This window comes from Pseudomonas folii (assembly GCF_014357575.1).
Classification (GTDB): Bacteria; Pseudomonadota; Gammaproteobacteria; order Pseudomonadales; family Pseudomonadaceae; genus Aquipseudomonas; species Aquipseudomonas folii.
On the sequence record NZ_JACONW010000050.1, the window covers coordinates 20,668 to 35,586 of the forward strand.

The 14,919-nt window shown below is 59.0% G+C and carries 11 protein-coding genes; 1 reads left to right on the forward strand and 10 read right to left on the reverse strand.

Features of this window, described 5'->3' with window-relative positions:
• Positions 1–5 precede the first annotated feature (5 nt).
• The 10 genes from H8S59_RS12635 to H8S59_RS12680 all read right to left on the reverse strand — a co-directional run bounded on the left by H8S59_RS12635 (position 6) and on the right by H8S59_RS12680 (position 12,917).
• A complete protein-coding gene (locus H8S59_RS12635; RefSeq protein ID WP_187521619.1) occupies positions 6–827 on the reverse strand; it encodes an acyltransferase in 822 nt (273 codons plus the stop codon).
• Complete coding sequence (locus H8S59_RS12640; protein WP_187521620.1) at positions 824–2,230, reverse strand: O-antigen ligase family protein; 1,407 nt, start codon at positions 2,228–2,230, stop codon at positions 824–826. The genes H8S59_RS12635 and H8S59_RS12640 overlap by 4 nt, the downstream gene beginning before the upstream one ends.
• Positions 2,230–3,330: a glycosyltransferase family 4 protein gene (locus tag H8S59_RS12645; RefSeq protein WP_095095260.1), complete on the reverse strand. Its 1,101-nt coding sequence runs from the start codon at positions 3,328–3,330 to the stop codon at positions 2,230–2,232. Before H8S59_RS12645 ends, H8S59_RS12640 begins: the two co-directional genes overlap by 1 nt.
• Positions 3,321–4,550: a glycosyltransferase family 4 protein gene (locus H8S59_RS12650; protein ID WP_187521621.1), complete on the reverse strand. Its 1,230-nt coding sequence runs from the start codon at positions 4,548–4,550 to the stop codon at positions 3,321–3,323. Before H8S59_RS12650 ends, H8S59_RS12645 begins: the two co-directional genes overlap by 10 nt.
• A gap of 3 nt (positions 4,551–4,553) precedes the next feature.
• Positions 4,554–5,888, reverse strand: coding sequence for a cellulase family glycosylhydrolase (locus H8S59_RS12655; protein WP_246475270.1), 1,335 nt, complete (start codon positions 5,886–5,888; stop codon positions 4,554–4,556).
• Between the two features lies 1 nt (position 5,889).
• The gene (locus H8S59_RS12660; RefSeq protein WP_187521623.1) at positions 5,890–7,068 is read right to left on the reverse strand and encodes a glycosyltransferase; all 1,179 of its coding nucleotides are present in this window, start codon (positions 7,066–7,068) and stop codon (positions 5,890–5,892) included.
• 1 nt (position 7,069) lies between these two features.
• On the reverse strand, positions 7,070–9,064 hold the full coding sequence (locus H8S59_RS12665) for an exopolysaccharide transport family protein (protein WP_187521624.1): 1,995 nt from the start codon (positions 9,062–9,064) through the stop codon (positions 7,070–7,072).
• Positions 9,065–9,080: 16 nt separating this feature from the next.
• Positions 9,081–9,881: a polysaccharide biosynthesis/export family protein gene (locus tag H8S59_RS12670; protein WP_095095276.1), complete on the reverse strand. Its 801-nt coding sequence runs from the start codon at positions 9,879–9,881 to the stop codon at positions 9,081–9,083.
• Positions 9,882–10,026: 145 nt separating this feature from the next.
• The gene (locus tag H8S59_RS12675; protein WP_187521625.1) at positions 10,027–11,481 is read right to left on the reverse strand and encodes a mannose-1-phosphate guanylyltransferase/mannose-6-phosphate isomerase; all 1,455 of its coding nucleotides are present in this window, start codon (positions 11,479–11,481) and stop codon (positions 10,027–10,029) included.
• Entirely contained in the window at positions 11,481–12,917 is a 1,437-nt protein-coding gene (locus tag H8S59_RS12680) for an undecaprenyl-phosphate glucose phosphotransferase (RefSeq protein WP_095095281.1), read from the reverse strand. The genes H8S59_RS12675 and H8S59_RS12680 overlap by 1 nt, the downstream gene beginning before the upstream one ends.
• A 483-nt stretch (positions 12,918–13,400) precedes the next feature.
• Here H8S59_RS12680 and yegS point away from each other — a divergent pair, with 483 nt between their 5' ends.
• On the forward strand, positions 13,401–14,309 hold the full coding sequence (yegS, locus tag H8S59_RS12685) for a lipid kinase YegS (RefSeq protein WP_095095284.1): 909 nt from the start codon (positions 13,401–13,403) through the stop codon (positions 14,307–14,309).
• Positions 14,310–14,919 lie beyond the last annotated feature (610 nt).

Below are 14,919 nucleotides of genomic sequence, written 5' to 3' on the forward strand. Positions count from 1 at the left end.
CAGCCTTAATGGAACAAAGCGAACAGGCCTTTGCCGCCCACTTTGTAGTTGAGGCCACGGGCACGTTCGCCTTTGATTTCAGCGTTCGGGCCGCTGACGATGGCGTAGGGCGGGATGGGTTTGGAGACCACGGCAGCACCGCCGACGACTGCACCTTCACCAATGTCGGCGCCGAAAGAGAGCAGGGCGCGGCTGCAGATCCAGGCATAGTCATGAATAATCACCGGTCCGCCCACCGCCCAGAATTCCGGTGCCTGCAGGTCATGACCGCCTGCGATGATCAGCACGTGGGACGCGACCGTGACATGGTCGCCGATGATCAGACCGCCTCGCGCATCCAGCTGACAATGCCAGCCGATGGTGGTGTCTTCACCGATGCGCAGACTGTCGACGCCAAGAATTTCGGTGTTGCGCCACACGCTGGAGCCTTTGCCGATTTTGGCCCCGCCAATGCGCAGCCAGGTCAGACGCAGGGTGTGACTGGGGATCTTACAGATCAGAATGTTGTAAGCCTGTTCCCAGGTGCGCAGCATGCGGTCGCGCAGGGTGGGCCAGTTGATCCCGTACAGAGGAATCAGCGCTCCGGGCATTTCCGTGGCCAGCAAGCGATAAAAGCGACGGGCCAGCGGATGTTCGATACGCGGCTCGATATTCAGATAGCTGATGAATGACAGCGTGCGGCCCTTGATCGTGGTTTCAAAGCACACGTCGTGACTCAGCATCCATTCATAAGCGCTTTGCAGCTCTTCAAGTTCCACGCCCATTTTGCGCGCGTACTCAGGCAAGGCGAGGTGCAGGTCGTGGGAGTGCATCAGACGGTGTTTCATGATTTGAATTCCTGCTCCGGTAAGGCGTGTCGAACGAGGGCCGCCTGGCTTTTCAAGCGTTTTGCCTCATGCAGATTGATACCCATCATCAGCCAGAACACGGCGATGAGCACGCTGGTGAAACTGAAATAATGGTCGAACAGGCCGCTGGTCAACGCGGCCAGCAGGCCGGTGGTGGTGCCAAGCCAGATCGCGTTGTCATGGGTGAGGGTAATGAAACCGTCTTCGGGACGGGTTTCACGCCACCAACTGACGGTGACTGCAATGAACAGCAACATGCCGGGAATGCCCATCTTGTAGATGAAGTTCAGCCACAGGTTGGAGATCCCGAACAGCGTCGCACCGGGGACCGGCGGATCTATCTTGAAGCCAATGCCCATGGGGAATTTGGCCATGGCGTCGGGGAAGTGGCTGTACTCCAGGAAGCGAATCGCGGTGCTGGTGTCGTCGTTGGTGAACAGGGTGAAAATCCGTTCCTGCAACGGCGGATAGAACATCAACAGCAGTGTCCCGGCGACGACGCCGCCCATGAGGACACGGCCAATGAAAGGCACTCGTTTGCGGGCCATCCACATCATGACCAGCGCCAGGCTGACCAAGGCACCGCGCGAGCCGGTCAGCAACAGGCCGATGCTGCCCAGGATAGCGACGGCAAAACCTAATGATCTCGGCCAGCCGCTGCGGGTCATGCCAATGCAGAATCCTAGGGGCACCGTCAGCGCCATGGCACCGCCCGCAACGTTCGGATGCATCCAGGGTGTGCCCATACGGTCAGCCAGCGAGAGCAGGCTTTCGTTCAGCACGTCCACACCGCCATAGCCAAGGACGCCAAGGACCGGGATCATGGCGACGGCCGTGCGCGCTTTCAGAAACACCGGGATCGACAGCAACAGCAGCAACAGCGTGCCGAGCAGCAATGCGCAGATCATTTGCTCACGGTATTTCTGCTGATCCAGCAAGCGCGGCACCAGAAACAGCGCCGACAGATTGAACAGCCAGCGCACCCAGTTGATCGGTCCGTTGCCCAGTGCAGTGATGGTCAGTTGCCCGACGATAAACGGCAGGGCGCTGTACAGCATCAGCGCAATCAGCAGCCGTTCCGTACGCAGCAACGGTGGAAGTCGCGGCGGGTCAGTGAACATCCGGTGCGCCAGATAAGCCGCCCAGACCAGCATCAGCAGTGCTTCGGAAACAGTCGTGCGAAACCCGACATTCACCGTGGAATACGGCAGAAACGTGGCCAGCATGCCGAACAGCAGCAAGCCACGCAGGGGACGACGAATCACCGTGGCGACGGCGACCACGCCGATCATCGCCGCCAGCACCTTGAACGCAGGCAGCAACCAGAACATCGCGCCAAACAATAGACCGAAGAGCAAGCCGACGGGCATTGCCAATGGCATCAGCGCAACTCCTCGATCAGCTCATCGAAGCGCTGGTTGAAAGCTTTGGGTCCATACCCGGCAGCCCAGGTCTTGAGTACTTCAGGGTCTTCCTTTTCAGTGTTGGCCAACGTACCCATGAGGTTGATCAGCGCTCCGGTGTCAGTGGGTGAAAAGCGTGGGCTGCCGGGCGGGGTGATTTCATCCAGTGATGAACCGCTGGCCACGGCTACGGGGGTGCCGACACCCAGCGCTTCCACTACCGGCAGGCCAAAACCTTCGGCGTAGGAGGGCTGCCACATGCGATCGGCCCTGGCGTAAATAGCATGCAGTTCGGCATCAGTGATATCGCTCAGGAAGTGCAGGCCGGGCAGCGCTTGCTGGGCGGGAGGCAAATGTTCCGGTGCGCCGATCAGGATCAGGTCCGGCACGTTGTCGAACTGGCGACGGGCGCTTTGCCAGGCATCAATGAACCATCCCATGTTCTTGCGCGGTTCACGGGTGCCCACGCACAACCAGTAGCGCTCCGGCAGCGTCCAGCCTTGCAGGTCCGAAGGCGCTTCGCTCCAGCCGCTGACCAGCGCGGGCAACACGCGCAATTTGTCACGGGTCTCGGGAAACAGGCGGATGCATTCATCGGCGGTGAATTGCGACGGCGTCCAGATGCGATCTGCGACCTTCAGCGAGTGGGCGATAGACAGCCGATCGGTGATGCCGTAAATCCGTGCCTTGAGCTGTGAGCCGTGGCTGTTCTTCAACGTCAGCTGGAACAGGTCCTGCAATTGCAGCACGTAACGCATGCCCTCCGGTTTGCGGCCCAGGGGCAGGCCCATATTCATGTTGCAGATGTACACCTGTACTTCCGCGTCGCGCAGGGCCTTGGGCAAAAACAACCCTTCAAAACGCAGTCGCTCCGGCAGTCGGTGGATGCCGTTGAGGGGGGTTGACCATTTCGGACAGTAGGCCAGTCGGCGGATCGGGTGGTCGAAAGGCGCCACGCTGAACAGTTGCACCTGAGTGTCGGGGTTGGCGCGCGCAGCCTCTTCGAGGGCGATGTTCTGGCGACCGATGCCGCTGTTGGGGTAGCCGGTCGCTGGCCGGTAATCAAGTCCTATACGCATGGGCGCGGCTCCTGTTCGGCTTTGACTTTGGCGGGTGTGAGTCGCGTGTAAATGCGCTCCAGTTGAGCGGCAGATACCGACCAGTCATGGTGGGTTTGCACGTACTTGCGACCGGCTTCGCCGATCTGGGCCAGACGTGCGGGTTGTTCAATCACCTCGGTGATGATTCGCGCCAGTTCCAGTGGGTCTTCGCTGCCCAGATAGTGCTCGCCGTTGACCACGGCAAGCCCCGAGCTGCCCTGGTCGGTGGTGACCACCGGCAACCCGGCGGCCATGGCTTCCAGCACCTTGAGCTTGGAACCACCGCCCTGACGCAGCGGCGCGAAAAATATCGCGGTGTTGTTCTGCAAGGCTCGCAGGTCCGGGACAAAGCCCTGAAACTCGATGCGTGGATCAGGCCAGCGATCGCGCCATGAGTCGGGCAGGGCGAAGCCGCACACCACGAAGCGCAGGGTGGGCGCGTGCTGCCAGACTTTCGGCATGATTTCGCTCAGGGCCCATTCAATGGCATCCACGTTGGGGCCGTATTCGTAATTGCCGATGAACAGCAGGCGGTTGCTGTAAGGGTCCGGCTTGACCTGGGCGTAGTAACCGCAGTCGACGCTGTTGACGACCACTGCGGTGGCCTTGCCGCTGAGTCGGGAAATTTCCTTGGCATCGTCTTCCGTCACCGCGATCAATTGATCGGCCTGACGGAACACCCGGCTTTCCCAGTGGCGATAACGCCAGCGATCATAGCTGGCGAAAAGGTTTGCCCAGCGCGGCAGTCGGTCGTAGCTGGTAGCGCCCATGGCCGATTCAACGTTGTGTTCGGTCATCACGAACGGCTTGCCGGATCTTCTCAGCGGCTTTTCGAGGGGTTCGAAGCCGTAGGTGTGTTGAAGCTGGATCACATCCCAATGCTCTTCCAGCAATCCTTCGAAGACCTCGCTCAGGCGTGGCGCATAGCCGTTGATACAGGCCAGCATGGGCGCTGGCGCCACGGCGATAGCCATCAGCGTCTTGACGCTTTTGAGCTGACGCCGCGGTAAGACGATCAGGCGTTCCAGCCAGGGCTCCAGTGCGTCACGGGCGCTTTGATCGACGTCTGTCTTGGATTGCACCAGCAAAGTGATCTGGTGGCCGCGTGCAGCCAGATTGCGCAACAGGTGATATTCCCGCGTCTTGCCGCCGCTGGTGGTGGGCCAGGGCATGTAGGGTAGTGTCCAGAGAATTCGCATCGCTCAGGGTTTCCATTCCAGAATTTGCAGGGTCGGCTTGAGGGCCACGCTGACGCCTTGGGCCTGAGTATTGTCGGTACTGCCCACTTCGGTACGTGTACCGCTCAACGGATCGTGAATGACCGCGGATTTGATCGCCGGAAACGTCAGGGTCGTGCCCGTGGCACTCCAGAACATCAGCAGCCGTTTACCGTCGCTGCGGGTCCAGGGCACGGCATACAGATCGGCGGGAACTGCGCTGACGCCCGGCGGATCGGCAGGTTCCAGGCGCGGGCCGGTGATGGTCAGGAAGTTCTTCAGGGCGGTGTAGACCGGTTTCGGATTGCCTTGTAGATCCAACAGGCCATAAGCCTGATCCCGGGCGCTGGCGCGTTCGTCCAGATCACTGAGGTTGAACAGGAAAATCCGTTGGTAATCCAGCGCGCTCATCAGTGCCAGGCGGCGCAGGGTGTAATCGGCCTGGCCTTGTACACCGATGATCGCCTGCATTTCCACCGGGCCGTTGTAGCTCGACCAGCCCCATTCGGTGGCCCACACCTGCTTGACGCCGTTGCTGTGCAGCAAGTTATTCATGGCGTTGGCTTTGACCAGAAAATCCCGGTCCGGGGGCGAGTCGCCTTCCGGATACTCTGAGTACGGGTGATAGGCGGCAACAATGTTGCGTGTACCCAAGCCGCGATCCAGCAGGGTTTGCAGCATGTAGCCGGAGGTACTGTGCATCTGGCTGTAGTAAGCCATGCCCGCAGTGACGATAGTCTTGTCCGGTTCGGCTTTGCGGATGGCATCGGCCGTTGTCGTCAGCAGGGTGTCGTAGGCCACCGGGTCTTCTTTGGGCAACCAGATGATGTTGGGCTCGTTCCAGACCTGCCAGTTGTCGACTTGCGGATAACGCTGGGCCAGCGAGGTCATGCGTGCGGCAAACACGTTGAAATCCCGGGGCGGGTATTGGTCGCGGCTGGGCACGCCCTCAGGAGCGCTGCTGACATAAGGCGCAGAGCCGACCAGATACGCGAGGATGTTGTAGTGGTGGGTGTTCATGGTCGCCATCGCGCCGTCCAGATCAACCAGGTCGAACTGATTCTGCTCGGGCTCGATGATCGGCCAGTGAATGGTCAGGCGCACCCAGTTGAGGCCCAGTGCATCCAGCTGATCCATCTGCTGCTGGTACATGGCGGGTGAAAAATACTGAAACTGCGCGTTGACGCCCAGAAAGTCCTGCCAGACCACTGCGCGTGGTGCACGCAGGACGGTTGCCGCCTGAGCATCAGGTAGCCAGTCAGACACCAGCGCCGAACAGGCCAGCGCACTGGCCAGCCACAAACCCGCTGCAGATTTCATCTCAGTCGGCCTCGCATGCATGTTGGAACAACTGACGGAAGCGCTCGGCGGTCTGGCTCCAGACCCGCTGCTGCCCAAGGACGCGGGCCTGTGCGGCCCATTGCGTGGCCCGTTCCGGCACCGCGCAGACTTCATTCAAGGCCGCGCTCAGGGCCGCGACATTACCTTGAGGGAAAATCATGCCGTTACCGTGGGAGACTTCTTCGGCAAACGAGCGAGCATCGGAGGTGATCACTCCGCGCCCGCAGGCCACGGCCCACGACAGCGCGCCGCTGGTGCCGCGCAAATTACCCAGCAGCTTCAGTTTGCTGGATTCCCGGTAAGGCAAGACCATGACGTGGTGAGCCTGAATGACATCGGCGATGGTTTCGGCTGGCAGGTCCAGATTCCAGTCGATCACGTCGGTCAGTCCGAGTTGTTTGATGCGCAGGCGCAACTGGTCCAGGTAGCTGCCGGACGGACCAAATGCCATCTCCGGCTCGCTACCGCCGGCCAGGGTCAGGCGCACCCGCGAGCGTAACTGTGGCTGACGGGTGAACAGGTCGGCCATGGCATCCAGCAAGTCTTCGATACCCTTGCCGCGGTAGATGAAACCGAAGTACAGCAAGCGCATGGTGTGCAGCGGCGGCAGCGACACGGGCGTGATGGGGAGATTGCCATGGGCAATGACTGCCATTTGTTCTTCGCGCAAGCCCATGCGCTGGCGCAATGCCAGGCCTCCAGCCTGAGTCAGCGTCACTAACCGGGTCATGCTGCGCGCCAGTTGGCGTTCTTCGCTTAGACACAACGGGTCGGCAAGGACCGTGGCGACTTCCGGCAGCGGCGAGGGCAGCGAACTCGCCAGTGACAGTGGCCAGGGCAGTTTTGCCCGGCGCCAGACCAGCCGCTCCGGATCATGCACTGTCGCCGTCAGCGGTAGCCGCGGGAAGCGTTGGCGCAAGGCGCGCAGGGCATGAAACTCTGCGAGTCGGCCGCCGCCGATTTCCGCATGGACCAGATCAATGCCTTGCCAATCGGTTTCAGCCACCCGGTGAACGGCGCGCGCCTGGTCGTTGCCGACGCCCGCAAGCGGCGTGCTGACCCGTACGCCAAGTTGCTCCAGCGCATGCTTGAGGTGCCCGGCGTAGTCGGCGATGCCGTTCTGCTCGGGCGGTAGTGGCGCGAGTAGGGCAATGTGCATGTCAGCCTCGGTTCTGGAAGCGTTTGAGGTAATCCATCACGCGTTTTGGCACCTTGTAACGGCGGCGGTTGATGATGATGCCGTCGACTTTCTTGAACGCGGTATGCAGCGTTGCCAGTACGTTTTCCAGCATCGGCACGGTGGTTTCCTCCGCCTTGACGATCAGCAGGATCAGGTCGGAATCACGCAACAGGGCAAAGGCATTCTGGTTGCTGAAAATGCTTGAAGCATCAATCAGCAATATTTCACCCGGAACCGTCGGGCCAGAACCTTCGGTACGCACCCTGTAACCTTGTTCCTGCAGCAGGCTGGCAAGATGACCGATGACGAAGCTGACACCTTCGCCTTCGTGGGATGAGGTAAACCCCAGTGCCAGGCCTTTCTCTGCCACCTGACGCAACGGCAGAGTTCCGTACAGCCTGTGCAGGCTGGCCGTGAACGCCGTATTGCGCGAGTCTTCTGCGTTGCCCAGTTCCTGGAGGCTGGTCCAGACCGGCACTCCGAAACGGGTCTCGATCTTGTCACCGTCGTGGATCCGTTGATCCAGCAGGTAGAAGAAGTACATCGCCACCAGGCCCACCCCGACGCTCAACGGGAAAGCCATAAGCAACATCAACAAGCTTTTCGGGAAGACCCGGCTGGGGTTGTAAGTGGCCTGCTCGATGACGGCAATGTTGCTGATCTGGCTGCGATCCAGCTCGCGGTCGATCCGCGCTTTCTCAAGGCTGCTGCTGTACAGGGCGAAGCTTTTCTCGGCGGCGTCCAGCTCGCCCTGCAGGCGGGACATCTCCGGCTCCAGATTCAGCGCCAGTTGACGGCTTTTTTCCCATTGCGCCAGTTGCAGGTTTTGCTGCGTCAACTGGGTTTGCAGGCGGGCGTAGCTGGCCTGCTGGTCGGCCAGCACGTTTTGCATCCGGTTGTAGATGGGGTTGGGGGTGATGCTTTCCGAGCGCTGGATGGTTGCATCCTGCTGGGTCAGCAATGCTTTGAGGTTACTGATTTCCTGATTCAGCGCGCGAACCGGTGGCGCCGATTCCTTGAAGGAACGCAGCAGTTCCTGACGCTCGACTTCCTTGCCGTTGATACGGTTTTGCAAATCCTGACGGTTGGGGTTGAGGCTCAGTTCGCGACCGGCACTGACTGTTTTCGACTGCTGCCTGAGTTGCTCTTGCAGCTTGTCCAGGCCCGCCTTGGTGGAAGCAATCGAGCGCAGAGTGTTGTTGCGCTCTGTAGTCAGGTCATTAAGGCCCTGCGAAGTGTCCGCCAGGCGCTGGGCAATGCTCACCGCACCCAGTTGATTGAGGTACGTCTGGATTTGCTTCTTGTAACTGAGAATCCGCGCCTGAGTGGATTTGACTTCGGTTTCGTAGAATTGATAAAGACTGACGCGGCCGAGTACCCGGGTACGTTGCTGTTCGTACTCGGAAATCCAGGCTTCCAGAACATCCTTGGCGACCTTCGGGTCATTCCAGGAAAAGGTCAGCTCCATCACCGCCGAGCCAGGGTCATGGCTGACTTTGAAGTTCTTCGACAGGTCCTCAGCCAGACGCTCCTCCGGCGAGCGCTTCTCGACCAGACCAATAAGCTGCAATGCACCTCGAAACACGGCAATGACCGAACCCACAGTATCCTTGAGCAGGTTCTTTACCGAGGCCAGAACACCTTGCTCCTGTTCGGCTTTGGAGATTTCAGCCAGGTATTTTTCGGCAACCGTGCGCATGATCGGCCGACCGGTCAGCATGCGTTCTTCGTCGAGAATCGGATCGCGCTGGGCGCTGGGAATCACGATCGCCTGACGGTCGGCGAACTCGATGGGCACGGTACTGCTGTCGCGACCGGGTTTTACCAGCAGCAGTGCGGTGGATTCGTAGCGGTTGGGCAGTAAAAAGGCACCGAGCACGATGATGATGAAGGTCACCATGACGGTCAGTCGAACTTCATGTTTGAAAATGAAGAACAGGCGCAGCAGGTCGCGCAGTGAACGGATATTGATCATGTCTTTTCCCTGACTTTTAGTTTTCGCTGCGCAGGTTGTAATTCACGCCGAAACCCAGTGACTTGGCGAAAGGGATCAGTTGGTTGAAATACAGATTTACGCCGTCGGCCTTGTCACCCACTGTTGACTTGGGCACGAACACCACATCGCCGCGCTGTAACAGCACCGGGCCACGGGGGCCGTCGTTGTCTGCCCAGAGCAGCTTGCTGAAGTCGAAAAAGTAAGTCTTGTAGAGACCGTTGTCTTCCTGACGAAGCAGGGCGACCATCGTCGCGTCCCCGTCATTGGCAACGCCTCCGGCACCGACAATCGCCTGAACCAGCGTGGTGGCAACCGTGGCGGAGAGGGCTGCCGAATTACGCACCGCGCCACCGACGAACACGGTATTACCGGGCGATTGCGAGATGTTGATGGTCATCGCAGTTTCGCGATAGACGTCCTGCAGCTTGCTCTGCAAATGTTCGGTCAATTGCGGCAAGGTCATGCCGGCAGCCTGCACAGAGCCGATATACGGATAACTGAACGTCCCGTCGTTGAGCACCTGAAACAGGGTCAGTTCGTAGATGGAGTTCGCTGTAAAAGCGGAAATTGACGGTGCTTCGCCGGTGTTGCGCACGATCCGCAAGGTGTCACCGGGGCGCACGCGTTGCGGTGGCAAAGGCTTACCGGCGAGCGCGCGTCCTGCGGCTTTACCGGCTTCAATCTGTGCGGGGTCGTCGGGTAAACCCACGCGTGCCGGGGTGCTGCAGGCGCTGACCACTAACAGGCCCAGCACCAGCAAAATGTGTCTGACCGCCCCCAAACTCCTGTCTTGCATGAATACAACTCCCGTTGCGGGTAAACCAATCATGTCGGCGGATTACCGCTGTCATCCCTGTTGCATGGTGCGTGCGTGCACAACGCGTGCCGCTCTAGAGGTATATCGTCAGGTGCGTCAATTTGGTTAATAAAATCCAGCCGGGTCAGGAGGCCTGGGTTGGCGCCGCTACCCGGCCATACACATCAGTGAACCGTACGATGTCGTCTTCGCCCAGGTACTCGCCGCTCTGCACTTCGATCATCACCAGATCAATCACCCCCGGGTTGACCAGCCGGTGGGTATGGCCCGGTTTGATGAACGTCGACTCGTTGGTGTCGAGCATGAATTCCCGCTCACCGTTGGTAACGCGCGCCATGCCGCTGACCACGATCCAGTGTTCACTGCGATGGTGGTGCATCTGCAGCGACAGCGAGGCTTGCGGGCGAACCACGATGCGTTTGATTTTGAAACGCTTGCCTTCTTCGAGCACGGTGTAAGTGCCCCAGGGGCGTGTGACGGTGCGGTGCAGGCGATAGGCATCGTGGCCCTGGCGTTTGAGTTCCTGAGCGACGAACTTCACATCCTGACTGCGTGTGCCGTCTGCGATCAGCAGTGCATCCGGGGTGTCGATGATGATCAGGTCATTAAGGCCAACGCCGCCGACCATACGCTTGGAGTCGATGTAGCAATTGCTCACGTCATGCAGCACGGTCGGCCCGTTGCACTGGTTGCCCTGAGCATCGGCCGGCACCAGTTCACGTACGGCCTGCCACGAGCCGATGTCGTTCCAGCCCAGTTCGCAGGGCACCACCGCGACCTTTTGCGAGCGCTCCATCAAGGCATAGTCGATGGAAATATCCGGCGCCTTGGCGAACGATTCGCTGTCCAGTTCGATCTGCAACTCGTTATTGCCTTCCTTGCTGGAACTCAGTTCCAGGCAGGCTTTGACTGTTTCGAGTACTTCCGGCGCGTGCTTGGCGAATTGATGGAGCAGGCTGTCGGCACGCATGCAGAACATGCCGGCGTTCCACAGATGCAGCCCGCCATCCAGATACGCCTGGGCAGTGGCCGCATCCGGCTTCTCGACAAAGCGTGCAACCTGATAGCCATCACTGTTGAGCGACTGGCCTTTTTCGATATAACCGAAACCCGTTTCCGCCTTGCTGGGCAGAATGCCGAACGTGACCAGCCAGCCATCATCCGCCAGCACCTGGGCGGCCTGGACCGCTTTGGCAAATGCCGCCACATCGGCGATCAGGTGATCGGCAGGCAAGACCAGCAATTGCGCATCGTCGCCATATAACCTGGACACATGCAGCGCAGCCGCTGCCAGAGCGGGGCCCGTATTACGACCGAAGGGTTCGAGGATGAAATCCAGTTTTACCTTGGTTTTGTTGAGCTGGCGGTAGTCGTCAACCGTACGGAAATACACTTCGCGACTGGTCACGGTCAGCAGTCGCCCGACCTCAGGCAGGCCAACGGCCCGATTGAATGTTTTCTGCAGCAGGCTTTCGCCGTCACGAAGGCGCATGAAAGGCTTGGGCATGGCTTCGCGCGAAACCGGCCACAGCCGGGTACCGGCACCGCCGGCGATAATGCAGGGGATGAGGATGCTCATCAATAAGCCTCGCGAGTGAAGAGCACTGCAGGAACAGTGCGCAAAAGGATGTAGATGTCGAACCAGACGGACCAGTTTTCGATGTACTCCAGATCGAATTCCACGCGCTTTTCGATCTTTTCCACGGTGTCTGTTTCACCACGATAGCCATTGATTTGCGCCAGGCCGGTTATGCCCGGCTTGACCCTATGGCGTGACGTGTACTCCTTCACCGCTTGCTCGAAGAGAATCCCGGCCGCTTTGGTGGCCGTTGCATGGGGGCGCGGTCCTACCATGGACATGCTGCCTGCAATCACATTGAACAGCTGAGGCAATTCATCCAGGCTGGTTTTGCGTATGAAACGCCCGACCCGTGTGACCCTTGCGTCATCCCGGGTGGTTTGTTGCGCTGCGGTTGCATCACTCTGGTGGTGATACATCGAGCGGAATTTGCAGACCTTGATCATGCGGTTGTTGTAGCCATAGCGGTTTTGCCAGAAGAACACCGGGCCGCGTGAGTCCAGCTTGATGGCAATGGCGATGGCCAGCATGACCGGCGACAACAACACCAGCGCCAGGCTCGACAGCAGCATGTCTTCCAGCCGCTTGAAGAAAGGGGACCAGCCGGAAAGGGGAACATCCGAGGCGTTGAACATCGGCAGGTTGGCGACTTCGGTGATCCGGTTGTGCGCGTGGCGGAAGGCGACCATATCCGGCACCAGCAGCACATTGACCGGCAACCTGCGCAGTTCACGGATAATGTAGTCCATGCGGTTTTCCGCCGACCAGGGCAGGGCGACCAGTACCTGAGTAACCTTTTCTTCGCGAATCAGACGTTCCAGATCGTCGCTGTTACCCAACAGCGGCAGCCCGGCCATGGTCTTGGGCAGCCGCCCGATCCGGTCGTCGATGAAGCCGCTGACTCCAGAGCGAATATCCTGATTGTCCAGCAGGTACTCGGCCAGCCGCTTGCCGTTCTCAGTGGCCCCCAGAATGATCGCGTTCTGCAGGAAGAAGCCTTTTTGCATCAGGTGCCTGAACAGCACCAGCATGAACAGTCGCTCGATGCAGAACAGCGCAAGACTGGCGATGTACCACATCACCAGATGATCGTCGGTGAGGTAGTCGAAGAACGCCAGGGTCTTGTGCAGGAACAGCAGCAGGCAAAACGCGGCGGACCACGCCACGATAATCAGGCGGAAGCGCAGCGCGTTGCTGAACAGCGCTTCGGAGTAAACGCCGAGGGTCTGGAATATCAGGACGCACAGCAGCCCATAGAATCCCAATACCGCGAAGTAACTCTGCGGTACATCAGAAAGGCTTTCTCTGGAAAAAAGGAATACCAGCACGCCTGGCAGGATGCTGGTGATCCCGTGGGCAAGACGAATACCGAAAAGAAAATACACGATCAAACTGGTTCTGGTTTGCAGGAGGCTATTAACAGGCTGCAATCGCATGACGCTTCCTCACTTCATCGGTCCGTGACTACTTAGCTGCGATCCAGATACGAAGCGCTTTCAAGTTGAAGTCAATAAAATGTCCTTTCCTGACATGCTTGGTGAATATAGCCATTAATTTGGCTTCTGCACGTCATGTGATGCTGATTTTTACCGTTATTACAAAACGGGTGTAGACCTAATACTTTAGTGGTGTGAGTAATATTCCCAACTAACGTGGGTATTCCCCTCATACGAGGGTATATCGGCAGTAAAGCTCAAGAGATAAGTAAAGTCATGGCGCAGATTTGATTTCTCTTCCGATTTTTTCCACTCAGAAGCTATACCCGCCGTCGCAAGATCCAGAATCCTCGATTCGATCTAACGTTTCCGGGGGGATCGCCAGTCTCGCTGGAGGCGTTAAAAAATTATCCGTTTCAGACGGGCTTTTTTCTGTCTGTTGCGGTCAACATAGTGCGCATGAACTCAGGGGAGCGAGTAGCAATGACACGACGGGCATTTTTGATTTTGCATGGCAAGCAGGCACTCAACGAAGAAGTACGTGAAGCCGTGACCCGAAAGCGTGGCGAGGGCTGGGAACTCGACGTCCGTCTGACGTGGGAGGGCGGCGATGCTCAACGGCTTGTCAGTGAGGCGCTGGCAGCAGGGCATACGCAAATTATTGCGGGCGGCGGTGATGGAACCCTGCGCGACGTCACCGAAGCGCTGGCCAATGCTGACACCGACGCTGAGCTGACCATTATGCCGCTGGGCACTGCCAATGACTTCGCCCGGGCTGCCGGTGTTCCGCTGGAGCCGGATGCTGCACTCGATCTGCTGGACGTGCCTGCCCGCCCGGTGGACCTGGGTGAGGTGAACGGCAAGGTGTTTTTGAACATGGCTACCGGCGGCTTTGGCAGCCAGGTGACAGCTAATACGTCTGAAGATTTGAAAAAGGTGTTGGGTGGCGCGGCTTACCTTTTCACCGGCCTGACGCGGTTCAGCGAGCTGAGCTCTGCCTATGGGGAGTTGAGCGGACCTGATTTCCACTGGAGCGGCGACTTGCTCGCGCTGGGCATCGGTAACGGGCGTCAGGCGGGCGGCGGGCATGTGTTGTGTCCATCGGCGCTGGTCGATGACGGTTTGCTGGACATCAGTATTCTGCCAGCGCCTCAGGAAGTGGTTGGCACGCTCAGAAGTTTGCTGGAAGGCGGATTGGGTATCGACAATATGTTCATCCGCGCGCGGCTGCCATGGGTCGAACTCAAGTCGGCGCAGGGGCTGGACATCAATCTGGATGGTGAGCCACTGTCCGGGGAGAACCTGCGTTTCTCGGCGCGGCAGGCGGCTTTGAAGGTTCACTTGCCAGTGGGGTCTGAGTTGTTTGGGCAGGTGCCTCGGGTGTCTGCTTAAGTATTGTTTGTGTACATATCCGTTTTGTAGTGATGGCTGATATTGGTTGCGCTTTTACAGCGCGTCACTTTTGAACATCCGGAAGCCGGCCCAGACAAAAGTAACCAAAACGCTCATGCCCCACCACTTGGTGCCTCGCCTGGGCTCGGCATGCCCGTAATCCGACATTGCTGCGTGGGGCCGCCGCCACCGGCCATCCATGGCCTGAGGCGGCTAAACCGGCATCCCTGCCGCCCCTTCCTTTAACAAGAGCCCCCACGCAGCAATATCGAATTCCGGCCGGCGTGGTTTAACGGGGCGCTTAAGATCAAAATCTAAAGCAGATCTAAAGCAGATCCTGGATACACGCGGTTTTTTGTGGGAGCGGTGCTTGCCCGCGATAAGAGCACCGCGGTGTATCCTTCAGACCGCGTCGCCTTTATCGCGGGCAAGCACCGCTCCCACATGAACCGAGTTTGCTGCGCGACAGCGTTGTGTCAGGCGCGTAGGGCGTGCTCCAGAAGGTCGGTAAATTTACACAATCAGGTCGGCTGTCAGGCCGCCACGCTGTTGATTTTGATCTGAGGCGCCCCGTCAAACCACGCTGGCCGAACGCAGATTCTGAAGCGTG